Below are 24,609 nucleotides of genomic sequence, written 5' to 3'. Positions count from 1 at the left end.
ATATATGCACCGTCCGCCGGGTCAGGCCACCGTGGGCAGCACCCGTTCGGAGACCTCCAGCACCCGGCTCAGTGCGGGCTCGACGTTCTCGTCGCGCCACAGTAGGTAGACGTACATCGCCGGGAGCGGATCAGCCAGGGAAAGCACGCGCATCCCGTCCAGCGCCAGCTGTTCGGCGGCCGAATCGGTGGTGAGGTGCAGCCCGACGCCCGCCGCGACGAGCGCGACGCACGTCCAGGTGTCCGGTGCGGTCTGCACGATATCGGGCGAGAAACCCGCCGAGTGGCACGATGAGACGAACATCGCCCGCACCGCCGACCCGAACGCCTCCGGCAGCGTGATGAACGGCTCGTCGCGCAAGTCGGCCAGCGACACGGATTTCCTCCGGGCCGCCGGGTGGTCCGAGGGCGCGATCAGCACCCCGCGCTCCCGCCCGACCGCGCGACTGCCGATGCCCGGAGGCGCGTGCTCGAACCGGGCGATCGCGAGATCGGTGTTGTGCTCCAGCAGTTCCCGCACCGCGATCGGGCCGTACCGGCCGGGCCGTACCGAGAGGTCGATCCGCTCATACCGCTCCCGCACGGCGCGGGCCAGCCGGGCGACCATCGCCTGCGAGGACGGACCGGCGAAACTCAGCCGCACCCGCCCGCTGTCGCCGCGCTGCGCGGCCGCCACGTCCGCCCGCGCCCGCTCCCCCATCCGCAGGATCGCGGCGGCGGGTTCGAGCAGTGCCCGCCCGGCCGGCGTCAACTCCACCCGCCGGGTGGTCCGCTCGAACAGCGGCGCGCCGAGTTCGGCCTCCAGCGCGCGCACGGTACGGCTCAAATACGGCTGGGCCAAATGCAATCGCTGCGCCGCCCGTCCGAAGTGGAGTTCCTCGGCGACCACGCGGAACACCTCGAGCTGGGAAAGGTCCACCCGTACATTATATCTTCTGCTGCAACAATCACCGCCCAATTGGTATTGGACACGCATCAGCGGCAGGGGCAGCATGGGCTCCCATGAACAGTCAGGTCAGCGCCGACGACTTCGCCGACATCCTCGCCCAGGTCCGGCATTTCGTGCGCAATGCCGTGGTGCCGCGGGAAAACGAGATCATGGCGAGCGACCGGATTCCCGAGGACATCCGGTCCGCCGCGGCGGAGATGGGCCTGTTCGGCTACGCCATCCCGCAGGAATGGGGCGGGCTCGGGCTCGATCTGACCCAGGACGTCGAACTGGCGATGGAGTTCGGCTACACGTCGCTGGCGCTGCGGTCGATGTTCGGCACCAACAACGGCATCGCCGGACAGGTCCTCGTCGGCTTCGGCACCGACGAGCAGAAAAAGCAGTGGCTCGAACGCATCGCCTCCGGCGACGTGGTCGCCTCCTTCGCGCTGACCGAACCCGGTGCCGGATCGAATCCGGCCGGGCTGCGCACCAAAGCCGTCCGGGACGGCGCGCACTGGGTGATCGACGGCCAAAAGCGGTTCATCACCAACGCGCCGTCCGCGGACCTCTTCATCACCTTCGCCCGCACCGGCGAAGCCGCTCCCGGCGATCCCGGAATCGCGGTGTTCCTGGTTCCCGCCGACACGCCTGGCGTCTCCGTCGGCCCGAAGGACGCGAAGATGGGCCAGGAGGGCGCACTCACCGCGGACGTGCACTTCGACGGCGTGCGCGTCCCTGATTCCGCGCTTGTCGGCGGCTCCGAGGAAGTCGGCTACCGCGCGGCGATGACGTCGCTGGCGCGCGGCCGCGTGCACATCGCCGCGCTCGCGGTCGGGTCCGCGCAGCGCGCGCTGGACGAATCGGTCGCCTATGCCGCGGCCAACACCCAGGGCGGCGTCCCGATCGGCGACCACCAGCTCGTGCAAGCGATGCTGGCCGACCAGTACACCGGGGTCGCCGCCGGGCGGGCGCTCGTGCGCGACGCCGCGGCCGCCTACGTGAGCGGTGCGGACCGCCGGGTCGCACCGTCCGCCGCGAAGCTGTTCTGCACCGAAATGGCCGGCCGGGTGGCGGATCTGGCCGTGCAGGTCCACGGCGGCACCGGCTACATGCGCGAGGTCCCGGTGGAGCGGATCTACCGGGAAGTGCGGCTGCTGCGGCTCTACGAGGGCACCAGCGAGATCCAGCGGCTGATCATCGGCGGCTCGCTGTACCGCGCCGAGCGCAAGAAATCCTGAGGGGAAATCCATGGCATTGCTGAACGGGCGGACCGCAGTCGTCACCGGCGGCGCGCAAGGCATCGGTTTCGCCATCGCGGAACGCTTCGTCGCCGAGGGCGCACGCGTGGTACTGGGCGACTTGGACCTCAGCGCGACCGAAGCCGCGGTGCAGCGGCTGGGCGGCACAGAGGTCGCCGCCGCAGTGCGCTGCGACGTAACTAGATCGTCCGATGTGGACGCTCTGCTCGCTCGGGCGGTCGACGGTTTCGGCTCGCTGGACGTGGTCGTGAACAACGCGGGCATCACGCGCGACGCGACGATGCGGACCATGACCGAGGACCAGTTCGACCAGGTCGTCAACGTGCACCTCAAGGGCAGCTGGAACGGCACCCGCAAGGCCGCGGCGATCATGCGCGAACAGATGTTCGGCGCGATCGTGAACATCTCCTCGCTGTCGGGCAAAGTCGGCATGGTCGGCCAGACCAACTACTCCGCGGCGAAGGCCGGGATCGTCGGCCTCACCAAGGCCGCGGCCAAGGAAATGGCCCATCACGGCGTGCGGGTCAACGCGGTGCAGCCAGGGCTCATCCGCTCCGCGATGACCGAGGCCATGCCGGAAAAGGCATGGGAGCAGAAGATGAACGAGATCCCGATGCGCCGCGCCGGCGAGGTCGCCGAGGTCGCGAACGTCGTGCTGTTCCTCGCCTCCGACCTGTCCTCCTACATGACCGGCACGGTGCTCGAAGTCACCGGCGGACGGTTCATGTGACCCACTCCCCCGAAAGGCCCGCCATGCGCGAAGTCGTGATCTGCGAACCCGTCCGCACCCCGATCGGCCGGTACGGCGGCAGCCTCCGGCCGCTCAGCGCCGCCGATCTCGGCGAGGCCGCGCTGCGCGGGCTGCTGGAACGCACCGGGCTGGACCCGGCCGCCGTCGAGGACGTCATCCTCGGCCACTGCTACCCCAACAGCGACGCGCCCGCTATCGGCCGCGTCGTCGCGCTCAACGCCAGGCTGCCGGTGACGGTGCCGGGCATGCAGGTCGACCGGCGCTGCGGGTCGGGCCTGCAATCGGTGCTGCAAGCCGCGATGCAGGTCGGCTCCGGCGTGAGCGAGCTGATCGTCGCGGGCGGCGCGGAAAGCATGAGCAACGTCGCGTTCTACTCGACCGACATGCGCTGGGGCGTCAAGGGTAACGGCGTCATGCTGCACGACGGTCTCGCTCGGGGCCGGGTCACCGCGGGCGGCCGCGACTACCCCGTACCCGGCGGAATGCTGGAAACGGCGGAGAACCTGCGCCGCGAGTACTCGATCTCGCGCGAGGAACAGGATCAGCTGGCGGTGACGTCGCACCAGCGTGCGGTCGCCGCACAGCAGTCCGGCGTGTTCGCCGACGAGATCGTGCCGGTCGTGGTGCCCGACCGCAAGGGCGACATCACGGTCGACACCGACGAGCACCCCCGCGCCGACACTTCCGTGGAATCGCTGGCGAAACTCCGGCCCGTCCTGTCCAAACAGGACCCCGAGGCGACAGTCACCGCCGGGAACGCCAGCGGCCAGAACGACGCCGCCGCGATGTGCGTCGTCACCCATCCCGAGCGCGCCGCACAGCTCGGCCTGCGGCCGTTGGTGCGGCTCGTTTCCTGGGCAGTGGCCGGGGTGGAGCCGAAGGTCATGGGCATCGGCCCGGTGCCCGCCACCCGCGCCGCACTCGACCGTGCCGGGCTCGAACTCTCGGATCTCGACCTGATCGAGCTGAACGAGGCGTTCGCCGCGCAGGCGCTCGCCTGCACCCGCGAATGGGGCTTCGGCGAGAAGGACTTCGAGCGGGTCAACGTGCACGGCTCGGGCATCTCGCTGGGCCACCCGGTCGGCGCGACCGGCACCCGGATCCTGACCACGCTGTCCCGCGAACTGGTCCGCCGGGAGGCTCGCTACGGCCTCGAAACGATGTGCATCGGCGGCGGACAGGGACTCGCGGCGATCTTCGAACGGTTCCCGGCATGACGCGCGAATTCTCGTCGCTGGACGACGTCCGCGCCGCGCTCGGAACCCCGCTCGGCCCCACCCCTTGGCTGACGGTGCAGCAGCCGCGCATCGACGCGTTCGCCGAGGCGACCGGCGACCACCAGTGGATCCACGTCGATCCCGAACGCGCCGCGGCGGGACCGTACGGCGCCACCATCGCGCACGGTTACCTCACGCTGTCGCTGATCCCGCAGTTCGGACCGCAGCTGTTCCGGTTCGGCTTCGGTTCCGCGCGGCTGAACTACGGACTGAACAAGGTCCGGTTCCCCGCCGCGGTCGCCTCCGGCGGCCGGGTGCGCGCCACCGCGGAGTTCCTCGACCTGCGTGAGACCGGCACCGGTGCGCAGCTGACCACTCGCTACACCCTCGAACTCAACGGCACCGACAAGCCGGCCTGCGTCGCCGAGGCGCTGACCCTGTTGCTGCCCTGAACCAGGAGAACGAAGAACCATGGCTCGTTTGGCCCGGACTGCGGGTTTGTCGGATGTGCAGCAGGAGATTCTGTCCACGGTGCGCTCGTTCGTGGACAAGGAGATCATCCCGCACGCGCAGGCGCTGGAGCACGCCGACGAGTACCCGGCGGAGATCGTCGAGGACATGAAGGAGATGGGCCTGTTCGGGCTCACCATCCCGGAGGAGTACGGCGGCCTCGGCGAATCGCTGCTCACCTACGCGCTGGTGGTCGAGGAGATCGCGCGCGGCTGGATGAGCGTGTCCGGCGTGATCAACACCCACTTCATCGTCGCGCACATGATCACCCGTCACGGCACTGCGGAGCAGAAGCAGCACTTCCTGCCCCGGATGGCGACCGGTGAGGTCCGCGGCTCGTTCTCGATGTCGGAGCCGGATCTGGGTTCGGACGTCGCGGCGATCAAGACCCGGGCGCGGCGCGACGGCGACGACTACGTGATCGACGGCGCGAAGATGTGGCTGACCAACGGCGGCTCCTCCAACCTGATCGCGCTGTTGGTGAAGACCGATGAGGGCGCGGAGAAGGCGCACCAGAACCTGACGACGTTCCTGGTCGAGAAGCCCTCCGGGTTCGGCGAGGTGCTTCCCGGGCTGACGATCCCGGGCAAGATCGACAAAATGGGCTACAAGGGCGTCGACACCACCGAAGCGGTGTTCGACGGCTTCAGGATCGGCGCGGACAAGGTGCTGGGGGAGGCGCCGGGCAAGGGCTTCTCGTACATGATGGACGGCGTCGAGGTCGGCCGGGTGAACGTGGCGGCGCGGGCGTGCGGGATCGCGATCCGGTCGTTCGAGCTGGCGATCGCGTATGCACAGCAGCGGTCGACGTTCGGCAAGCCGATCGCGCAGCACCAGGCGATCGCGTTCAAGCTCGCCGAGATGGCGACGAAGGTCGAGGCCGCGCATCTGATGATGGTGAACGCGGCCCGGTTGAAGGATTCCGGCGCCCGCAACGACGTCGAGGCCGGGATGGCGAAGCTGATCGCCAGCGAGTACTGCGCCGAGGTCACCCAGGAAGCGTTCCGGATCCACGGCGGGTACGGCTACTCGAAGGAATACGAGATCGAGCGCCTGATGCGCGAGGCCCCGTTCCTGCTGATCGGCGAAGGCACCAGCGAAATCCAGAAAACCATCATCAGCCGCGGCCTCCTGCGCGAGTACCAAGCCCGATCCTGATATATATAATGTTTGTATGAGCTTCTTCGCCGCGGAGCCCGATGGCGTCCTGCGCCCGCTGCCCGCCGCCCGTGCACATTGGGGCGGCGGGCAGCTGCGCGGAATGGCCACCAGCGGCGCACTCGCCCGCGCAGCAGAGCAGGCGCTACAGCGCTCTGGAGGCTCCCCTCTGCTGCGTCCGGCCCGCTGGACCGTCGATCTCTTGCGCCCGGCGGCTTACGAACCGTGCGAGGCCACCGCGGAGATAGTCCGGTTAGGCCGGCGGTTGTGCCTGATCGAAGCGTCACTCCGGCAGCAAGGCATGCTCGTCGGCCGGGCGACCGCGCTGTTCCTCGCCGCCGGCGGGCCGGTGAGCGGCAAAGTGTGGGCCCCGTCCGCCGTGCCGGAACCGCCGCCGCAGGACCTGCGGCCGGAGACCGCCGAGCCGCGGATCTACCACAGCACGAGCGTCGGCTGGACCAGCTCGCCCGAACCGCACCAGAACGCGGACCGGAAGATGCTCTGGGCGTTCCCCCAGCAGCTCGTGCGCGGAGAACAGCCGACCCCGTTCCAGAACGCCGCGGCGGTCGCCGACCTGGTGAACGTGGTAGCCAACTGGGGCGACGCCGGACTCGAGTTCATCAACGCCGACCTCGTTCTCGCCTTGTCCCGCACCCCGGGCGCCGACCTACAGCTGGGCTTGTCGGCCGAACTGCGCGCCGAGGACGACGGCGTCTCGACCAGCACGGCCACGGTGTTCGACCGCAGCGGAGTCCTCGGCACGGTGACCGGGGCAGCGCTCGCCGCGCCCGCCCCGGTCGACCTCCGCCTCGTCGGCGCCGTTCCCGGAGACTCCGTTTCGGACGAGGCCCCCGGGAAGTCCGGGCTCAGCGATCGTGCAGGATGACGCCCCGGATGATTTCCCCGGCGCGCAGGTCCGCGTAACCCTGGTTGATCTCGTCGAGCCGGTAGTGCCGGGTCGCGAGTTCGTCCAGTTTGAGCCGTCCGGCGTCGTAGAGCCGCAGCAGTTTCACGATGTCGTACCGCGGGTTCAGAGTGCCGAACATCGAGCCCTTGATCGTTTTCTCGTATTTCGTCAGCACCGCGCCGGACACGTGCACGGTCAGGTCCTCCGGCGCGCCGAGCCCGGTGACGACCACCGTCCCGCCCTTGCCGACGATGTCGAACGCCTGCTGGACAACCTTCTCGTCCACGACCCCGACCGTCACCAGCGCCTGGTCCGCGCCTTGACCCCAGGTCAGCTCGTTCACCTTCTCGGCCGCCTCCTCCGCTGTGGCGAAAGCGTGCGTCGCACCCAGCTTCAACGCGGTTTCCCGTTTGAACTCCACCGGATCCACCGCCACGACGAACTTCGCCCCGGCATACGCGGCGCCCTGGATCGAGTTGATCCCGATCCCGCCGATCCCGTACACCACCGCCGTGTCGCCGACGTGCACTCCCCCGGCGACCGTGGCGGTGCCCCAACCGGTCGGCACGCCGCAGCCGACCAGGACCGCGACCTCCAGCGGGAGCCAATCGTCCACCTTGACCACCGAACGCTCCGAAACCGTGGCCCGCTCGGAGAACGTGCCGAGCATCGCGATGCTCCCGTACTCCCGGCCGTCGTCGCCGCGGTAGCGGAACTTGCCGTCCGGGAAGGTCCCGTCGATCGAGTTCGCACCCCAGTCGCACAGGCTGGAGCGACCGGTCGCGCAGTACCGGCAGACACCGCAGCTCGGCATGAAGCTGCAGACGACATGGTCGCCTTCGGCCACCCTGGTCACGCCGGGACCGACCGATTCGACGATGCCCGCGCCCTCGTGGCCCGCGACGACCGGCTTGCGCCCGGGCAGCACGCCGTCCACGAGATGCAGATCGGAGTGGCACAGCCCGGAGGCGACGAACTTGACGTGCACCTCGCCCGGTCCGGGCTCGGCGACTTCCAGGGTGCGCACCTCGAACTCGGTGGCGTCCTGGTCCACGACTGCGGCTCGCGTCTTCATCCGCGGACGCTCCCTTCCAGTTCGTCGGCCAGCTCGGCCGAAATTCCGTACGCCTTCAGCTCCACATAGGACTCGAAGCCCTCCCGTCCGCCTTCGCGGCCGACCCCGCTGGCCTTGAAACCTCCGATCGGGGCGTGGAATCCGGCCACGGCTCCGTTCACCTCGACCGTCCCGGTCCGCATCCGGCGGGCCACCGCGAGCGCGTGCAACGGGTCGGCGCTGAACACCGAGCCGCTGAGGCCGTAGTCGGAATCGTTGGCGATGGCGACCGCCTCGTCCTCGTCGCCGAAGGCGAGCACGGACAGCACCGGCCCGAAAATCTCCTCCTGGGCGATCTTCATCCCCGGCGCGACCCCGGTGAACACCGTCGTTTCGACGAACCAGCCGCGGTCCAGCCCCGCCGGACGGCCGCCGCCCACGAGCACCTTCGCACCTTCCGCGCGCCCGGCCTCGATGTAGCCTTCGACGCGTTCACGTTGCCGGGAGCTCACCAGCGGCCCGATCTGGGTGGCCGGGTCGAGCGGATCCCCGACGGGCATCGCCGAGGTCATCGCGGCCAGCCGGTCCAGCAGTTCCGCTTCCCGTGCCCGGGAAACCACGATCCGGGTCTTGTTGTTGCAGGCCTGCCCGTTGTAGCGCAGCGACAGCGTTCGGACGGACTCGATCACCCGGTCCAGGTCGGCGTCGTCGAGCACGATCGCAGCCGACTTCCCGCCGAGTTCCAGGTTCACCCGGCGGAAATCCTGCCCGCACAAGGCGCCGATCCGGGCTCCCGCCGCACTGGACCCGGTGAACGACACCTTGTCCACGCCGCGGTGCTTGACCAGGTATTCGCTCGCCTCGCGATCGGCGGGCACCACGTTGAGCACCCCGGCGGGCAATCCCGCTTCCTCGGCCGCTTCCGCGAGGAGATACGCGTCGAGCGGAGCCTCCGGCGAGGGCTTGAGGATCACCGTGCACCCGGCCAGCAACGCGGGGGCCAGCTTGATCATCGCGACCGTCATCGGCGAGTTCCACGGCACGATCGCGGCCACCACGCCGACCGGCTCGGCCGTCACCAGGGAGGTGCCGGTCGCGGTCCGGCGCACCTCGCTCCACGGATAGTCCGGGGCCAGTTCGAGAAAGGTGTCGAGCAGGACCCGCGGCCCGCCCGCCTGCATCGGCCGCGACTGCGCGATCGGGCAGCCCATCTCCTCCGACACCAGGGTCGCGATGGTTTCCTCCTGCGCGGCCAGCAGGTCGCGCAGCCGCCGGACCACAGCCATCCGCTCGGCGAGCTCCATCCGCGGCCACGGCCCGCGGTCGAACGCCTCGCGCGCCGCGGCGACGGCGGAGTCGACGTCGTCGGGGGTCCCGGCCGGGACGGACGCGAGCACCTGTTCGGTGAACGGCGAAATCACCTCAAGCCGTTCCGCCGAAGCCGGCCGCACCCATCTGCCGCCGATGAACAATGAATCGTAATTTCCTTGCCACACCACGGTGTTCTCCTCAGTCCAGCTGCTTGTCGTGCAGCGGCGGCAGCGCTGCCAACGACACCTCGGTCTCGAGCAAAGTGCCGCACCCCGGGCAGACGAACTCGCGGAACACGAGGGTGTCCTCGTCGACGTAGGTGGTCGGGTCGACCCACACCCGTTCGGTCGTGCCCAGCGGGGTTTCGATCGCACGGCACCCCAGCTTGTAGTTGCCGCCCGCGGCGGCCAGTCCGGTCCGGCACCGGCCGCACGAGGTCTCCCCCGCCGCGGACACGACGAGGTTCTCGTCGAGCCATCGGGAGCCGCCGGGCAGCACCGGTTCCGGGGCCTGCGGCAGCGGTCCGCGCCCGAGCCGGCGTCCGCGCAGTTCCGCCCGGCGCTGCTCCGTGGCTTCGCGGTCGATCTGCTCGCCGTCGAGCACCACCCCGTACACCGCGCCGGCGTGCGCCGCGGTCACCGAGCCTTCGTCCAGGTCGCGTTGCACCGCGGCGAGATCGCGTTCAAGCGGGTCTCCGAACCCGCCGCCGCCCAACCAGCCGTTGGCGAACACGTCGTTCAGCCCGATCGGCGTGATGCCGCCCTGCGACGGCGGCCATTCGATCTCGACGTCGACGTCGTCCTCGCCTGCCGGAACCGTGCCCTCGCCGTACTGCTTCCAGACGGTGCTCTCGCGGGCGATCTTGTAGTAGCCCGACCGCGACGGCCAGCCGCCGCACAGGCCCGCCCCGCCAGGGATCGCGGTGCCCGAGGCGTAGTTGACGTTGAACAGGTCGCCCGGAGTGTCGTGCGGGACGAGCGCGGAGCGGCCGCCGTTGCCGCCGCGGAACTTCCCCGGCCCGCCGGTGTCCGGTGCCTCCGAGCGGTACAGCCACAGCAGCGGTTCGTACCACTCCTGCGATTCGATGTTCGGGATCTCCGTCGACGGGCCGAGCATCATGCCCGCGGTGTCGTCGCCGTCGGCCCACGACCGGGCCCCGATCCCGCCCGCGCACGGGTCGAGGGACAGCGCGAGCGTGGGCAGCCCGGTCTTGTTGGTGCCGCCGATCATCTGGAACACCCAGCCGGGCGTCGAGACGGCCAGCAGGTTCCGCCGGTATTCCGGGCTCGCGGCGAGCATCTTGGACACCACGACCGTCGCCGAGTTGACGCTGCTCCACGCTGCCTGGCAGGTGCCGCCGCCCGCCGCGGCCGGGAATTCCGCGGCCAGGATCGTGCCCGGCTTGAACCGGAACTCGACCGCCCGCAGCATCGCGCCCGGCGCCCAGGGCAGGTCCGGGCACAACAGCGGCAGCACCGCGGACATGATTCCGGCCTCGGCCAGCGACCGGCCGCAGTTGATCGCGCCGACCTGCGGGTCCACGTCCTCCAGGTCGAATACCAGGCGGTCGCCGCGTTTGTGCATCGTCACCGGGAGGTGGTAGACGCCGCGGTCGCCGACGCCTGCCGAGTCCCACAGGTAGTGGTGGCGCCAGGTGCCGTCGGGCAGTTCGGCCAGCCTGCCGCGGAACCGGGTTTCGGTGGTGTCCAGGGTTTCCCGGATCACCGCGGCGACCACGTCCGCGCCGTAGTGGCGGGTCAGGTCCTGCACGCGTTCGGTCGCGACCGAGGTGGCCGCGAGCAGCGCGCGCAGGTCCAGCGCAGCCGACTGCGGCATCCGGCTGCGGCGCAGGAACATGTCCTCGATGTCGGCCCGGATCTCGCCGTTCTCCAGGATCTTCACCGGCGGGATCGGCACGCTTTCGGAGAACACGTCCTCCGCGTCCGGGATCATGCTGCCCGGGAACCGGCCGCCGAGGTCGAGGAAGTGCAGGGTCGCCCCGGTCCAGCCGAACAGCTTGCCCTCGACGAAGATCGGCCGGACGATCGCCGCGTCGCTCTGGTGCGCCGAGCCGACCCACGGGTCGTTGACCAGGAAGGCGTCTCCGTCGCGGATGCCCGGGTTGGTGCTGCGGTTTTCCAGCGTCCACTGGATCAGCCGCTGCACGACCGTGCCGTGGACGCTGATGTAGGAACCCAGCTCGAACAGGTCGCCGCGCGCGTCGCCGAGCGCGGTGTTGAAGTCGGCGGCCTCGGCAGCGGCCAGCGAACCGGAGACCTTGCTGATGGTGACCGCGGATTCGTCGTTGATCTGGGTCAGCTTGTGCGACACGACCGCGTAGGTGACCGGGCCGACCTCGACGTCGTCCGGCGCCTCGTACAACGGCAGGCGCGGGTCGATGACGAGTTCGCCGGCCTGCTTCGCGACCGACTGGAACTTCTCGGAACCGGGGATGGCTGGTGCGCTCATGATGTTCCCTCGTGCTCGTCGGGTCAGGGGACGGTGATGACGTAGTTGCCGAAGCCGTCGACGTCGAGCCGCTGCCCGGGCCGCACCGCGACCGTGGTCGTCGGCAGCTCGATCACGGCGGGGCCGGAGAGCGATACGCCGGGGACCATGCCGTCCGGGGTGTAGATCGCGGTGCGCAACGAGCCGCGCTCCTCGTACCAGTACACGTCGCGGAACCGGTTCGGCTCGGCCTGCGCGCCGGGCTGCGGCGCGACCTGCTTGATGCCGGGCTTCGGCCGGACGCCGTAGGCCTGGACCCGGAAGTTCATCCACTCGATTCCGGCCGCCGCGAACGCGCTGACCTTGCCGAACAGCTGCTCGTACCGATCCTCGAACGACTGGGCCACCTGGGCCATCGACTCCTCGGTGAGCGCGCCCGCGGGCACCGGCACGGTCACCTCGTGCACCTGGGTCCCATACCGGAGTTCGGCGAACCGCTCCAAGCGGCGGTCCTTCTCCGGCACGCCGTCGCCCGCGAGCCGCTCCATCGCCTCCTGTTCCAGGTCCGCGAACACCCGGGCGACCTCGTCGACCGGGAACGGAGCCGCGACCGGATGCGACAGCTCGTGCGTGTGGTGGATGTCCGCGCTCGCGATGCCCCACGCGGAGAACACCGAAGCCAGCTCTCCCCCGGGCACGACCATCGACTTCGCACCGAGCTGCGCGGCGTACGCGGTGCCGTGCAGCGGGCCGCCCCCGCCGAACAGGAAGACCGCGAACTCGCGCGGGTCGTAGCCGCGTTCGACGGTCATCTGCCGCACGAGATCGGCCATGTGATGGTCGGCGATTTCCGCGATCGCGGCCGCCGCTTCCTCGATCGACAACCCCAGCGGCTGCGCGACGTGCTTGTCCACCGCGTCCCGCGCGGAAGCGACGTCGAGCCGCATCTTGCCGCCGAGGAACGTCTCCGGATCGATGAACCCGAGGATGACGTCGGCGTCGGTGACCGTCGGGTACTCGCCGCCCTGGGCGTAGCAAACCGGGCCGGGCCGCGCCCCCGCGCTCTCCGGGCCGACCGTCAGCCGCCCCGACAGCGCGTCGACCCGCGCGATGCTGCCGCCGCCCGCACCGATCGAAACGACGTCCACGACCGGCAGGAACAGCTCGTGCTGGTGCACGATCGTGGTCGGCGTCAGCACCGGGCTGCCGTCGACCACGAGGCCGACGTCGAAGGTGGTGCCGCCGACGTCGGTGCAGATGACGTTCGGCATTCCCATGGCCTCGCCGAGTTTCTGCGCGCCGAGCACCCCGCCGGTCGGTCCGGAACCGATCAGGTTCACTGGCAGCTGCTGCACGGTCGCTGCCCGGTCAAGGCCGCCGTTGCCCTGCATCACCAGCATCCGGCCGCGCCCGAGCTTCGCCTCGGCCATCGTCTCTTCGAGCCGGCGGATGTGCTCGGTCGCGACCGGAGTCATCGCCGCGTTGTAGGCGGTCGCCGCCATCCGCTGGTACTCGCCGAGTTTCGGGGCCAGTTCGCAGGAAAGCGTCACCGGCACGTCGGGAGCGAGTTCCCCGACGAGCTCGCGGACCCGCTTCTCGTGCGCGTCGTTGCGGAAAGACCACAGCAGGCACACCGCGATCGCGGTCACCCCGGCCTCGACTAGTTCGGCGATCGCCGTGCGCACGCTCTGCTCGTCCAACGGGGAGATGACCGAGCCTTTGTAGTCGACGCGCTCGCTGACCTCTTTGATCATGCGTCGGGTATGAGGCACCAGCTGGTCCGGCTTGCGGCGCTCGGCGTACTTGCGGAGGCTTTCGGTGCTGAACCCGTTCGTCCGGCTCGTCGCTCGGGCGATCGACAGCGTGTCGGCGAACCCTCGGGTCGTGATGATGCCGGCGTTCGCCGCCTGACCGGTGGTGATGGCGTTCGTGACGATCGTGGTGCCGTAGGCGAACGCCTCGGTCTCGCTCAGCACGTCCGGCAGGGAGCGGCCCAGGTTGGCCGCCGCGTCCGAGACACTGTCCACGACACCCTGGACGAACTCAGGCGGGGTGGACGGCCGTTTGCCGATGGTCACCGCCCCGTCGGAGTCGAGGACGACCGTGTCGGTGAACGTCCCTCCGGTGTCCGTCTGGATGAAAAAGCCCATGACGCTCCCTCGATGCTTCGTTGCATTGATCCCGGCCGGGGGAAGATGGCGAGAACCGTACGGCCGGGGAGACGGCCGTCACTATCCGCGAACCGCTGCCGGGACAGCCGGAATGCGCACGGCTTGCCCTGCTCCGGTCCTGCTCGTAACATCACACATTAAATATTTGACGAGCGAGCCAAAGGAGGCAGCAGTGCCCGCGAAGGAGCTCGCTGCCGCCCCCGGGCAGCCGCTGCGCTTCCGCACGGACGACCTCGACGCCGCCCGCGAGGAAGCCAGCCGCGCGTTCGTGGAACACGACGTCCGGCTCTCGGGCCGCCTGGACTTCCGGCTCGACCTCGCACCGGGACCGCGGCTCACGCTCAGCCAGATCGCCTACGGCGCGGACGCGGTCGTCACCGCGCCTCCGATGCGCGACTGCTACGACCTGAACCTGCCCGTCTCCGGCACCAGCACCGCCGAACAGTCCGGTGCGCGCCAGACGATCCGAGCCGGACAGTCAGGCGCGACGTTCCTGCCGGACGCCCCGCTGCGGGTGCGGTGGAGCGCCGACGCGCGGCAGTACGTCCTGAAGATCCCCAAGCCGGTTCTCGACAATCACGCAGCGAAGCTCGCCGGACTGCGCGGCAGCGAGGGAATCCGGTTCGACCTCACCTTCGACCTGCACTCCGGACGCGGGCAGTCGCTGCTCGCGACGGTCGGGTTCCTCTACTCCGAACTGACCCGCCCGAACGGCCTCCCGACCATGCCGACCGCGTGCCATGAACTGGAGGCGGTCCTCATGACACAGCTGCTGATGACCGCGCCGAACCAGCTTTCCCCGGTGTTGCACGGAAACCCCGCCCCGCCGCGGCAGTCCCGGATCCGGGACGTGATGGAGTACGTCGACGCGAATCCTGCCGCGATCACCAGCATCGCCGATCTGGCCGCACAGGCGGGCCTGAGCGCGCGAGCGTTGCAGGCGGGCTTCCAGGACGTCGCCGGGGTCTCCCCCGCCGCGTACGTCCGCCAGATCCGACTCGACCGTGCCCATCGCGAACTGACCGCGGGAACCGGCGGCTCGGTCACCGAAGTCGCCGCACGCTGGGGATTTTTCCACCTCAGCCGGTTCGCCGCCCAGTACCGGCACCGCTTCGGCGTCCTGCCGTCGGAGACAGCACGGAAAGCCGGTCTCAGCGAGCAGTCCTGACCCGTCTGCGCGGTTCGGAGGCCGCCTGGAAGCACTGTTCCCGCGACAGGAATGTCCTCCGACCAGCTTGTGCGCATTCACCCGCCGGGACCCCCTGCGGGTGAGAACGCAGGGGAACTCTTCAGCCGCTCCTGCGCCGACAGCGATTTCTCCGCCGCGATCTCGATCATTGACACCCGCCCACCAGCCTGTAAGCATCAACATAATATTTAATGTTCCTAGCGGTCATCGGAGACCGGCGAGGTCTGCCGACCGCACGGTTCCCCACGAAGGGCGGTCTGCATGACCACCACACCGAGCGGCCGGCAGGCCCGCCGGGCCGCGTTCGCGAGCATGATCGGCTCGACGATCGAGTACTACGATTTCTTCGTCTACGGCTCCGCCGCCTCACTGGCGTTCAACAAACTGTTCTTCCCCACCGCCGACCCCGCGATCGGGGTGCTGCTCTCGCTCTCGACGTTCGCCGTCGCGTTCGTCATGCGCCCGGTAGGCGCAGCGATCTTCGGCCACTTCGGCGACCGGCTCGGCCGCAAGCGCACCCTGTTCGTCACGATCACCCTGATGGGCGTCGGCACCACCGCGATCGGCGTTCTCCCGACGTACCAGCAAATCGGCCTGGCCGCGCCGATCCTGCTGGTGCTCGCCCGCCTGGTCCAAGGCCTCGCTCTCGGCGGCGAGCAGGGCGGCGCGTGGGTGCTGAGCATCGAAAGCACCCACGCCGGACGACGCGGGTTGTCCGGCGCTTTCGTCAACTCAGGTTCCGCATGGGGCCTGCTGCTTTCGAATCTCGTGCTGCTCGCCTTGTCGCAACTGCCCGACGACGCGTTCCTCAGCTGGGGCTGGCGCATCCCGTTCCTGCTGAGTGCCACGCTGATCGCGGTCGGCGTCTACGTTCGGTTGAAGCTGGAAGAGAGCCCTGAATTCGTCCAGGTGGAGCGCACTTCCGCCGTTCGCCGCGCCCCGCTCGTCGACGCGGTCCGCACTTCGTGGCGGCAGATGATCCTCGTCGCCCTCGGCGCGCTCGGACTCGGCGCGAACTTCTATGTGGCCTCGGTTTTCTCGCTGTCCTACAGCACTTCGTCGCTGCATCTTCCGCACAGCACCGTCCCCACGATCATCTTGATCATGACCGTGATCGTCATCTTCGCAATGCCGCTGTTCGGCGCACTCAGCGACCGGATCGGCCGCAAACCGGTCTTCCTGGCCTCCGCCGCGGCCTTCGTGGTCTCGCCGTTCGTGTGGTTCCTCTTGTTCCAGACCCGAAACTACGGCCTGATGCTGCTCGGCTTCCTCTTCGTCTTCCTCACCTACGCCGCCAGCTTCGCGACCTTCCCGGCGTTCTTCTCCCTCGCCTTCCCCACCAACGTCCGCTACACCGGCGCCGCGGTGAGCGTCAACATCGGTGCCGCACTGGGCGGCTCCCTCGCTCCCCTGCTGTCGGCCGCATTGTTCGAAGCGACCGGAAGCTGGGTTTCGATCGCCATCTACATCTCGGCGGTCTCGGCGCTCTCCGTCATCGCTGGCATATTCCTGCGGGAACTGCCCGATCCGGCCCCGGCTCCCGTTCCGTCGGCGCGACCGGCCGCAGCGCACCCCGGCGAACGATAAATATATTATCCGCAACAACGATCCCTTACGAGAGGAGTGCGAGTGACCTCGCGCGGCGTCCACACCGAGCCGGTGTTCTTCCACCACGACGGCGTCCGGCTTGCGGGTGACCACCGGGCACCGGACGGCGCCGCGCGAGGCACCGCCATATTCCTCCACGGCGGTGGGCAGACCCGGCACTCCTGGCGAAGGACCGCCGAACGCGTTGCCGCCGACGGCTGGACAACCATCTCGCTCGACGCCCGCGGACACGGGGACAGCACGTGGGCTCCCGACGGCAACTACTCGCTGGACTCTTTCGTCGGCGACCTCTACGCAGTCCTCGACACCTTGCCCGAACCCCCAGTGCTGGTCGGCGCCTCCCTCGGCGGCATCACCTCCCTCGCCGCCGCCGGGGAACGCCCAGGTTGCGCCGCCGGCCTGGTGCTGGTCGACGTCGCGCCGCGGACCTCCAAAGAAGGCCGGGCCCGCATCGCGGAGTTCATGTCCGGAGCGCCGGACGGATTCTCCTCCCTCGAGGAAGTCGCCGACGCGATCCACGCCTACAACCCGCACCGGCCGCGCCCGCGCAGCCTGGACGGACTCCGCAAGAACGTCCGGCAGCACGCGAACGGCCGTTGGTACTGGCATTGGGACCCGAAGTTCCTCGATGTCCGCGACGAACCCAACCGGGACGTCGAAGCCGACCGGCTCGCCCGCGCCGCCCGTGCCCTGCGCGTCCCGACGATGCTCGTGCGCGGAAGCCAGTCCGACGTCGTCACCGCGGAAAGCGTCGAGGACCTGCTGCGGCTGCTGCCGTCGGCCCGGTTCGAGGAAGTACAGGCCGGGCACATGGTGGCGGGCGACGACAACGACATCTTCACCAAGCACCTGCTCGATTTCCTCGCCGCGACCTGACCCGCCTTCGTCCGCGAAATCCAAAACGTTGTATATGATGTTGCCACTAGACCTGGGAGGTGACCGTGGCCTACGACTCGCCGCGGCTGCGCACGGCCGACGGCCGGAAGCAGCTGCCCGAAGAAGTGGCGACCTACGTCCGCGAGCTGATCATGTCGGGTCAGGTCAAACCGGGCGAATTCCTGCGCACCGAGCCGATCGCCGAGGCCGTGGGCGTCAGCAACACCCCGGTTCGCGAAGGCCTGCTGTCGCTGAGCAGCGAAGGCTTCGTGGAACTGGTGCCGCGCCGCGGATTCGTCGTCGCCCCGGTTACCCGCCAGGACATCCGCGACCTGTTCTGGGCCCAAGCCCAGTTCTCCGCCGAACTCGCCGCCCGCGCGGCGAAACGGATCACTCCCGACGAGATCGCCCGGCTGGAAGCCATCAACGACGACTTCGAAAAGGCCGCCAAAGCCGGCGACCCCGAAACCGTCACCCGGCTAGGCCACGACTTCCACCGTCAAATCAACCTGGCAGCCGACTCGCACCGGCTCACGATGCTGCTCAACTCGGTGGTCAAGCACCTGCCGAACCGTTTCTACGCCTCCATCGAAGAACACGTCACCGCCACCCGCAACGACCACGTGGAACTGGTCCAAGCCCTGCGCGGCCGACACGCCCGGAAGGCGCGGACCATCGCCGAACGGCACATCCTCGAAGGCGCCGACAGCGTCATCAGGTCCCTTGAGGAACGCGGCCTGTGGGCGGACGAGGAAGCTACTGCCTGACCCGCGGGTTCTCACCCTCGTCGTCGGCAACCGGAGAGTCGGCGCGTATGCGAGGCTCGTTCGAGCAGATGAAGCAAGACATGCTTGATCGCTTATTCAAGCATTCGCTCCTGAATGCGGGTCGAGCCCGCAGGGATCTATTCGCGTTCTCCCGTAACGCGAACCTCACGCTGCCGTCAGGGCCGACGGAATCCGGATAACCTTACGTCCCCAACGGTGCCCCGCGATCTCGAACTCCGTGGTGTCCGTCAGATCCAGAACGATTCCGCCGTCCGGACAGGCCGCTAACACCACCCGATCGGCAAGACCGGGCTCGTCGGGCAGCACGACATCACCGCGAGCCGAACCTGGCAGCACCCGGACCGTCTCCATGTCGAAGAAGTACCGAGCCTGCTTCACACAAAACAGCACCGTCCCACCGATGCCCGACGCGGACTCGACGACAAGGGCATTGCGCAGCAGCCATCCTTCATCCTGAAGTGCGAACGCCACCCGCCACGGACGTCCCGCAAGGCCCTCGCAACTACGGCCGTCCTCGACGAGCAACCACGCCGACCCCTCGGGTCTCAGAAGACGGCGAACCTCCCTCGCGAGAGCTCGTACCTCATGTGCAGGCTCCCCGGGGGCCGCGCGGCCGAGCCGCATGACGCAGCAGTCCACCGAAGCCTCGGCGACTCCCGAGATTCCTCCATTGAGCGATCCTGATCCGAGCCATTCGACCCATCATGCGGACGTCCCCCCTGCTTTCCAGAACAGACACGGACGACGCGGCGCGACCTGATGCACCTCGCACGACGCCAGAGACTCAGCAGTGACGTCACTGCCGCCTGCCCAGTCAGTACGTCCGGTTCACCAGCTGGGGCTGCCCGTCGAGGGTTCGAACCTCGGTTTCCGCGTCCAGAGCGCGGCGTCCTGCCAGTTGGACGAACGGGCATCGGCTCCCGGTCCAGGAGTCGAACCTGGGCCAGCGGATCCAAAATCCGCGGTGCTGCCTGCTACACCAACCGGGAACGGGCGGTGGCGAAGTCGGATGCCCGCGGGTCGAACGCGGTGTCTCCTGGTCCCGAACCAGGCGGGGTCGCCACTGCCCCTCGCATCCGGCGGAAAGCCCCGGCGCCCCCTCGGCGCCGGGCCCGTACCCCTGCCAGGACTTGAACCTGGGGCCTCCGCATTCGTAGTGCGGCGCTCTGTCCGACTGAGCTACAGGGGTGTGCGTCCGGCGCCAAGGCACCGGACCGCGAGCGGCCGGAGGGCATCGAACCCTCTGCTTCGGTTTGGAAGACCGACGTGTCCGCCGAGTTCACCACGACCGCAGGAAGCGCCCTGGGCTCGGGCGCGGTGGTGAAGGAGGGAGTCGAACCCTCAATGCCGCAAAGGGCGCCCGGGTTACAGCCGGGTGGGGCTGCCACCGCCCCGTCTTCACCGTGCGGGTCCGGCGGCGGTTGGCTGCCGGACCCGGCGCTCGTCCTGGCCGCGGGTGAGGCGACGGGGACGAGTCTCGGAAATGTCTTGCTTCGCTGTGCATTTGTCAAAGAACCGCCGCCCGGAAATGGGCAGCAGCAGTTGGGAAAAAATGGAGATTTATTGCCCGAAACAGCCCTGACGAGAGAAGCCGCCCTGATCGGTTTCCCGATGGGCGGCTCCCTGTGCGCGCAGCGATTGCTGCGTCAGGTCAGGGAGCGGATACCGCCCAGGATCCCGCCTTTTCGGCTGATGTGGCGCTGGTGGAGCGGCGCACGCTGGACAGCGCGGAGGGCGGCCGGATACTGGCCTCGCATCTCCCGCGTCCGCACGTTCGTCATGTCCGCTCCTTCATCCGCTGTGGTGGAATCATCTTCACCTACCGCGAAGGCATGCGTCAATCTTATTTTCCGCAGAACAGTTTCCAGCCGGTCTTTCCGAAGAAGAAGGGTTGTGCTGTAATGGGCGAGTGCACTTCAACCCTTACGGTGGCGCGGGCGCGCAGGTAGCCGCCGACCTGGCCACGCTTGCCCAGCGCGACGACGTCACGGCCGCCGAGGTGCGGGCCGCGGGGCAGGCTCGCGACATGGTGCTGCCGCGCATCACCGCGGACGAGGCGGGGCGGATTCTCGCGTGGGGGCGGCGGCTGCATCAGGTGTTCGTCGCGGAGACGACCGGCGAGCGGATCGATCTGCTCAACGAGCTGCTCGCCATCGCCGCGTGTCGGCCGAACATCGCCAGTCACGACGGGAAAGCGCCGCATCTGCACTACTCCAGCGAGGGTGCGGGGGTGGTCGAGCGGTTCTACGCGTACACGGCGGGCGGGCTCGCGCATCTGGTGTGCGAGGAGCCGCACCGTCTCGGCGTATGCGCGCGTGAGGGGTGCGGCGTCGCGTTCGTGGACACGTCGCGCAACGGACGCCGACGGTTCTGCTCCACTCGCTGCGGCACGCGGGTCAATGTCGCCGACCATCGCGCGCGGCAGCTCGCGGGCTAGGCCATAGATGAGGCGGCAGCCGCGCCGACTGCTCGCTGCGGCACGCGAGCCGACCACCGCCCGCGGCGGCTCTCGGACTAGACGACCGGTCAGTCGGCAACCGCGCTGGACGACCGGCTCGCTGCGGCACGCGGGCAGACGTGGCCGACCATCGAGCGGGCCAACTTGCGGGCTAGGCGACCGGTCAGCCCTGTCGAACAACCGCGCGTGGAGGCACGCGGGCAGACGTGGCTGACGATCGCGCGGCAACTCGCGGCCTAGACCACCGGTCAGTCAGCAATCGCCTCGAACGAGTGCAGTTCCGGGTACTTCGGCGCGATCGTGTCGCCGGAGGACTCGCCGCGCAGGCGTCGGCCGATCCACGGCAATGCGTGTTCCCTGCCCCAGCGAAGGTTTGCCGCGCGCTGTTCCCGGGTGGACAGGCGCGGGCGCGGTCCCAGCGCGGCGTGCGTGAGGCTGTGCTGCACGCCCAGCGCGTCGAGGACGGCGATGGCGATTTCGGTGTGCCCGGCGGCATTCAGGTGCAGCCGGTCGGGGGACCACATGCGACGGTCGCGCAGCTGGCGCATCGACCACATGTCCACGAGCAGCGTCTCGTGCCGCGCCGCGATGCCGCGGACGTGTTCGTTGTAGATCGCGACCCGCCCGCGGATCTGGCGGAACAGCGCGTCCTCGACGCCGTCGACGCCGGTGAACAGCAGCACCTGCGCGCCGGCCGCGCGGAAGCGGGCCACGGCGCGTTCGTAGGAGTCGGCGAGGCTGTCGATGTCGACGCGCGGCCGCATCAGGTCGTTGCCGCCCGCGTAGACGGTGACGAGGTCCGGCTTCATCGCCAGTGCCGGTTCGATCTGCTCGTTCAGCACCTGCGGCAGGAGCTTCCCGCGCACCGCCAGATTGGCGTACTGGAATCCCGGCTCACCGGCGGCCAGCACCTCGGCGACCCGGTCGGCCCAGCCGCGCACCCCGTTGCGCGCGGACGGATCGTCGTCCCCGACGCCTTCGGTGAACGAGTCGCCAATACAGACTAAGCGGTTGGTCATTGCCTCAGTTTAGGCCCGGCTCCCCCGCCCTGGTCACGGCACCCGCGGACAGCAGCGTAGCTCCGGCGAGACCGCCCCAGAGCACGCCCGGCCCGAGCGGAGCGAGTGCGGTGAGCACTGCCGGGGAGACCGCGAGTCCGATGCCGGTCGACAGTTCGAAGCGGGCGGCCGCCTGGCCGAGCAGGCGTGCGGGCGCGAGGGCCAGGACGAAGGCGATGGCGCTGCCTGCGTAGATGATCTCGCCGATGGTGCAGACCACCGAGACCGCGGCGATCGCCGGTGCCGCCCAGCCGGATCCGAGCAGGGTCGCGGCGAGGAAACCGAGGTAGGACACCGTCAGCACGACTCCGCCGGTCGCTAGTGCGGTTCGCCGGGAGATCCGCGAGAGCAGGACGGTGACCGGCACTTGGAGCGCGACCACGAGCACCGTGTTGGCCACGAAGATCGCTGCCGACCACACCGGGGACGCGTGCAGGTACTCGGTCAGCACCAGCGGCAACGCGATCTCCGGGACGTTGAGGCAGAACGCGTAGACGACGTTCGCGCCCAGCAGCGCGCCCATCCGCGGCGCACGCTCGAGGGTCGGCTCCGCCGTGACGGCCGGGGCGCGCAGGCGCACTGACCAAGCCAAGCCTGCGGCGACCAGGTACGCGATTCCGGTGCCGATCGCCATGGTGCGCAACGCATCCGAGCCGCCTGTCAGGCAAGCAGTCGCGAGCAACGCGCCGATGCCGAGCGCTGCGTTGCGGAGGGAACGGCCGGCGGCGAGGGCGGCGTCGCGTTCCCGGCCGGTGGCGAGCGTCGCGACGAGCGCGGCATGTGCCGCTGGCCAAGCCTGGTTGCCCGCGGAGAGAAGGATCGCCGCGCCGACGAACGGCCACATCTCCCCCGTCGGCGCGGCCAGCAGCATCGCGACGCCGAGTGCGCGCACCAACATCGAAGCGGCCACCACGGTGGTGCGCGCACCTCGATCGAGCCATCGCCCCACGAACGGCGTGCAGCCGAGGCCGACGAGCACGCCTGCGGTCATGGCCGCGCCGGTCGCGGGCGCGGACAAGCCCAGCACGGTCACGCCGTAGATCAGGAGAAACGGGCGCAACAGGCCGGTGCCGAGCGCGTCGACGGCCATCGCGGCCGCATAGCGCGGGCCGCCGGAGACGCGGATCAGCGCGCTCGGCCGGATCTTGGTGGTCATGGCGCTCGACAGTGCCGCGCGGGCCTCGGGCGGAGCACGCCGATTCGCAGTTTCCGTCAACCAGCGAAGGCCCGGACCGCTCGATCGGCGATGCTGGTGCGGTGCCGTTGAGGATCGATATCGCCGGACTGCCGGCCGAGCAGGTGCGGTTCGCCGCGTCGCCGCTCGCGGAGCTGACCGCGATGCTGCACGTGCTCGCCGAACCGGGCCATCATCCGCGGTTCGCCGCGTGGGCGGGCGAAGTCTGGGCCGGACTCCGTCCCGAATTGGCCGAACGCGTGCGAGAGGCGGATTCCCTGTGGCGGTCCTCGCAAGCCGACTTCCTGTTGCCCGGACGTCCGCGCCCTGCTCTCGCCGACGAACTGGCTGACGTCGACGCGATCGACGACGAAACGTATGCGACCGCGGCGCTCGTCTCGACCTGCGGCAGCACGCGGATCGCGACCGGGTCTCCGCTCACCGACCCGGCGTCGCGCGAACGCGCCCTCGACCTTGCCCAAGCGCGCGGCCCTCGTCAGGAAGCGTTCGCCGAAAGCCTGCTGACCGATCCCGCGGCCACGCGCGCCCGGATCCGCGACACCCTTGAGCAATGCGCCGAAGCGTTCTTCGACAGTGCTTGGGTCGGACTGGAACCACAGCTCTCCGCCGACCTTCGGCACAAACAGGATCTGTTGCAGCACAAGGGAATCCGCGCGGCACTCGACGCGGTGTCCAGCGCGGTCGCTTTGTCGGAAGACAGCTGCCGCATCGTCGTGGACAAGCTGCAGGACAAGGCGACCGCCGCCCGGGAAAGCGTCACCTTCATTCCCAGTGTCTTCGGCAGTCCGCACCTGGTCGTGGTGCACGCGGCGGGCTGGCGGCCGGTGGTGCAGTATCCGGTCGCCGACATCGCGCTGGTGCCGCTGGAAACGGTTGAACTGCGGCTCGACGCGCTCGCGCATCCGGTGCGGCTGCGCCTTGTCCGCACGCTGGCGCGCAGCCCGCACACCACCAGCGAACTGGCGCACAACTGGGATCTCTCCGCGCCGGAGGTGTCGCGGCACCTCGCGGTCTTGCGCCGGGCGGGCCTGCTCACCACGAAGAGACAGGGCCGGTACGTGCGCTATTCGCTCGACTTGCCGCAGTTGTCCTCGCTCGGCACCGATTTGCTGGCCGCCGTGCTGCGCTGACTCAGGTGCGGAGGCCGTCGAAGAGGATCGCGATCGTGCGGTCTCGCAGCGCGCGGTCGGACCCGACGTGCTCGGCGGCCTTCGCGGTGCCGATGATCACCGGGATCAGTTCGGTGGTGGTGACGTCGCGCCGCACCGCGCCGCTGTCCTGGGCGCGGCGCAGGAGCACGCCGAGGGATTCGCGCAGCCGCTCCCCGATCACCGAACCCGTGCTCGGGACGCACACGCCGGCCGCGGTGAGTGCTTCGAAGTAGGCGTTTTTGGCGCTGGACATCTCGATCCAGCTGGTGAGGAAGGTGAAGAACGCGGCCCCGGCGTCCTCGGCGTTCTGCGCGACGACCGCGTCGGCCTCGTCGACGAAGCGGTGCAGCCGCGCGTAGAGCACGGCTTCCAGGAGCGCTTCTTTTGTGGGGAAGTGCCGGAACACCGTGCCGATGCCGACGCCGGCCTCGCGCGCGACCTCCTCGGTCGGCGCACCGGTGCCCTTGGCCGCGAAGACCGTCTCGGCGGCTTCGAGCACCTTCGCGCGGTTTCGCCGCGCGTCGGCGCGCAGCGGTTTGTCCTCCGTCACGGCTGTGATGGTAGTCGCGC

General features: G+C 69.3%; 21 protein-coding genes and 5 tRNA genes. 12 read left to right on the top strand and 14 right to left on the bottom strand.

Annotated features, from left to right (window positions below):
* Window positions 1-21: 21 nt before the first annotated feature.
* On the bottom strand, window positions 22-918 hold the full coding sequence (locus tag FKO37_RS25910) for a LysR substrate-binding domain-containing protein (protein WP_238606079.1): 897 nt from the start codon (window positions 916-918) through the stop codon (window positions 22-24).
* 83 nt (window positions 919-1,001) lie between these two features.
* Between FKO37_RS25910 and FKO37_RS25905 the strand changes: the two genes are divergently transcribed.
* The 6 genes from FKO37_RS25905 to FKO37_RS25880 are packed head-to-tail and all read left to right on the top strand — an operon-like array spanning window position 1,002 to window position 6,711.
* Window positions 1,002-2,168: an acyl-CoA dehydrogenase family protein gene (locus tag FKO37_RS25905; RefSeq protein WP_238606078.1), complete on the top strand. Its 1,167-nt coding sequence runs from the start codon at window positions 1,002-1,004 to the stop codon at window positions 2,166-2,168.
* Between the two features lie 10 nt (window positions 2,169-2,178).
* The gene (gene fabG, locus FKO37_RS25900) at window positions 2,179-2,919 is read left to right on the top strand and encodes a 3-oxoacyl-ACP reductase FabG (protein WP_238606077.1); all 741 of its coding nucleotides are present in this window, start codon (window positions 2,179-2,181) and stop codon (window positions 2,917-2,919) included.
* A 23-nt stretch (window positions 2,920-2,942) separates the two neighbouring features.
* The gene (locus tag FKO37_RS25895; protein ID WP_238606076.1) at window positions 2,943-4,157 is read left to right on the top strand and encodes an acetyl-CoA C-acetyltransferase; all 1,215 of its coding nucleotides are present in this window, start codon (window positions 2,943-2,945) and stop codon (window positions 4,155-4,157) included.
* Window positions 4,154-4,609 carry a MaoC family dehydratase gene (locus tag FKO37_RS25890; RefSeq protein WP_238606075.1) on the top strand — a complete coding sequence of 152 codons (456 nt, stop codon included), beginning with the start codon at window positions 4,154-4,156 and terminating at the stop codon, window positions 4,607-4,609. Before FKO37_RS25895 ends, FKO37_RS25890 begins: the two co-directional genes overlap by 4 nt.
* Window positions 4,610-4,628: 19 nt before the next feature.
* The gene (locus FKO37_RS25885; RefSeq protein ID WP_238606074.1) at window positions 4,629-5,825 is read left to right on the top strand and encodes an acyl-CoA dehydrogenase family protein; all 1,197 of its coding nucleotides are present in this window, start codon (window positions 4,629-4,631) and stop codon (window positions 5,823-5,825) included.
* Window positions 5,826-5,841: 16 nt separating this feature from the next.
* A complete protein-coding gene (locus FKO37_RS25880) occupies window positions 5,842-6,711 on the top strand; it encodes an acyl-CoA thioesterase domain-containing protein (RefSeq protein WP_238606073.1) in 870 nt (289 codons plus the stop codon).
* Here the strand turns inward: FKO37_RS25880 and FKO37_RS25875 are convergent.
* The 4 genes from FKO37_RS25875 to FKO37_RS25860 are packed head-to-tail and all read right to left on the bottom strand — an operon-like array spanning window position 6,692 to window position 13,695.
* Complete coding sequence (locus tag FKO37_RS25875; protein WP_238606072.1) at window positions 6,692-7,807, bottom strand: NDMA-dependent alcohol dehydrogenase; 1,116 nt, start codon at window positions 7,805-7,807, stop codon at window positions 6,692-6,694. The two genes, FKO37_RS25880 and FKO37_RS25875, sit on opposite strands and share 20 nt — an antisense overlap.
* Complete coding sequence (locus FKO37_RS25870; protein WP_238606071.1) at window positions 7,804-9,285, bottom strand: aldehyde dehydrogenase family protein; 1,482 nt, start codon at window positions 9,283-9,285, stop codon at window positions 7,804-7,806. Before FKO37_RS25870 ends, FKO37_RS25875 begins: the two co-directional genes overlap by 4 nt.
* A 10-nt stretch (window positions 9,286-9,295) precedes the next feature.
* Window positions 9,296-11,566, bottom strand: coding sequence for a hydantoinase B/oxoprolinase family protein (locus FKO37_RS25865; RefSeq protein WP_238606070.1), 2,271 nt, complete (start codon window positions 11,564-11,566; stop codon window positions 9,296-9,298).
* Window positions 11,567-11,589: 23 nt separating this feature from the next.
* A complete protein-coding gene (locus FKO37_RS25860) occupies window positions 11,590-13,695 on the bottom strand; it encodes a hydantoinase/oxoprolinase family protein (RefSeq protein ID WP_238606069.1) in 2,106 nt (701 codons plus the stop codon).
* A gap of 193 nt (window positions 13,696-13,888) precedes the next feature.
* Between FKO37_RS25860 and FKO37_RS25855 the strand changes: the two genes are divergently transcribed.
* The 4 genes from FKO37_RS25855 to FKO37_RS25840 all read left to right on the top strand — a co-directional run bounded on the left by FKO37_RS25855 (window position 13,889) and on the right by FKO37_RS25840 (window position 18,156).
* Window positions 13,889-14,884, top strand: a complete 996-nt coding sequence (locus FKO37_RS25855) for an AraC family transcriptional regulator (protein ID WP_238606068.1) — start codon at window positions 13,889-13,891, stop codon at window positions 14,882-14,884.
* 282 nt (window positions 14,885-15,166) lie between these two features.
* On the top strand, window positions 15,167-16,492 hold the full coding sequence (locus tag FKO37_RS25850) for an MFS transporter (protein ID WP_238606067.1): 1,326 nt from the start codon (window positions 15,167-15,169) through the stop codon (window positions 16,490-16,492).
* A 42-nt stretch (window positions 16,493-16,534) separates the two neighbouring features.
* Complete coding sequence (locus FKO37_RS25845) at window positions 16,535-17,389, top strand: alpha/beta fold hydrolase (RefSeq protein ID WP_238606066.1); 855 nt, start codon at window positions 16,535-16,537, stop codon at window positions 17,387-17,389.
* A gap of 59 nt (window positions 17,390-17,448) precedes the next feature.
* Complete coding sequence (locus tag FKO37_RS25840; protein ID WP_238606065.1) at window positions 17,449-18,156, top strand: GntR family transcriptional regulator; 708 nt, start codon at window positions 17,449-17,451, stop codon at window positions 18,154-18,156.
* A 165-nt stretch (window positions 18,157-18,321) separates the two neighbouring features.
* Here the strand turns inward: FKO37_RS25840 and FKO37_RS25835 are convergent, their stop codons facing one another.
* The 6 genes from FKO37_RS25835 to FKO37_RS25810 form a co-directional block, all read right to left on the bottom strand.
* Window positions 18,322-18,702: a hypothetical protein gene (locus FKO37_RS25835; RefSeq protein WP_238606064.1), complete on the bottom strand. Its 381-nt coding sequence runs from the start codon at window positions 18,700-18,702 to the stop codon at window positions 18,322-18,324.
* A gap of 316 nt (window positions 18,703-19,018) precedes the next feature.
* Window positions 19,019-19,090: transfer RNA gene (locus FKO37_RS25830), tRNA-Gln, on the bottom strand.
* Between the two features lie 4 nt (window positions 19,091-19,094).
* Window positions 19,095-19,166, bottom strand: a tRNA-Gln gene (locus FKO37_RS25825).
* Between the two features lie 126 nt (window positions 19,167-19,292).
* Window positions 19,293-19,366: transfer RNA gene (locus tag FKO37_RS25820), tRNA-Arg, on the bottom strand.
* A 30-nt stretch (window positions 19,367-19,396) separates the two neighbouring features.
* Window positions 19,397-19,469 (bottom strand) — tRNA-Gly (locus FKO37_RS25815).
* A gap of 26 nt (window positions 19,470-19,495) precedes the next feature.
* Window positions 19,496-19,580: transfer RNA gene (locus tag FKO37_RS25810), tRNA-Tyr, on the bottom strand.
* A 506-nt stretch (window positions 19,581-20,086) separates the two neighbouring features.
* Between FKO37_RS25810 and FKO37_RS25805 the strand changes: the two genes are divergently transcribed.
* Entirely contained in the window at window positions 20,087-20,614 is a 528-nt protein-coding gene (locus tag FKO37_RS25805) for a CGNR zinc finger domain-containing protein (protein WP_238606063.1), read from the top strand.
* A gap of 269 nt (window positions 20,615-20,883) precedes the next feature.
* Here FKO37_RS25805 and FKO37_RS25800 read toward each other — a convergent pair whose 3' ends face one another.
* Both FKO37_RS25800 and FKO37_RS25795 read right to left on the bottom strand, forming a co-directional pair.
* Complete coding sequence (locus FKO37_RS25800) at window positions 20,884-21,654, bottom strand: SGNH/GDSL hydrolase family protein (protein ID WP_134732227.1); 771 nt, start codon at window positions 21,652-21,654, stop codon at window positions 20,884-20,886.
* A gap of 4 nt (window positions 21,655-21,658) precedes the next feature.
* Window positions 21,659-22,849 carry an MFS transporter gene (locus tag FKO37_RS25795; protein WP_238606062.1) on the bottom strand — a complete coding sequence of 397 codons (1,191 nt, stop codon included), beginning with the start codon at window positions 22,847-22,849 and terminating at the stop codon, window positions 21,659-21,661.
* A 101-nt stretch (window positions 22,850-22,950) separates the two neighbouring features.
* Between FKO37_RS25795 and FKO37_RS25790 the strand changes: the two genes are divergently transcribed.
* A complete protein-coding gene (locus tag FKO37_RS25790) occupies window positions 22,951-24,018 on the top strand; it encodes a DUF5937 family protein (protein WP_238606061.1) in 1,068 nt (355 codons plus the stop codon).
* 1 nt (window position 24,019) lies between these two features.
* Here FKO37_RS25790 and FKO37_RS25785 read toward each other — a convergent pair whose 3' ends face one another.
* A complete protein-coding gene (locus tag FKO37_RS25785) occupies window positions 24,020-24,589 on the bottom strand; it encodes a TetR/AcrR family transcriptional regulator (RefSeq protein WP_238606060.1) in 570 nt (189 codons plus the stop codon).
* Window positions 24,590-24,609: the final 20 nt, after the last annotated feature.

Source organism: Amycolatopsis sp. Poz14 (genome assembly GCF_006704225.1).
GTDB classification, from domain to species: Bacteria; Actinomycetota; Actinomycetes; order Mycobacteriales; family Pseudonocardiaceae; genus Amycolatopsis; species Amycolatopsis nivea.
Note: the sequence above shows the minus strand (reverse complement) of the source record. Positions and strands in the feature narration are given on the sequence as shown.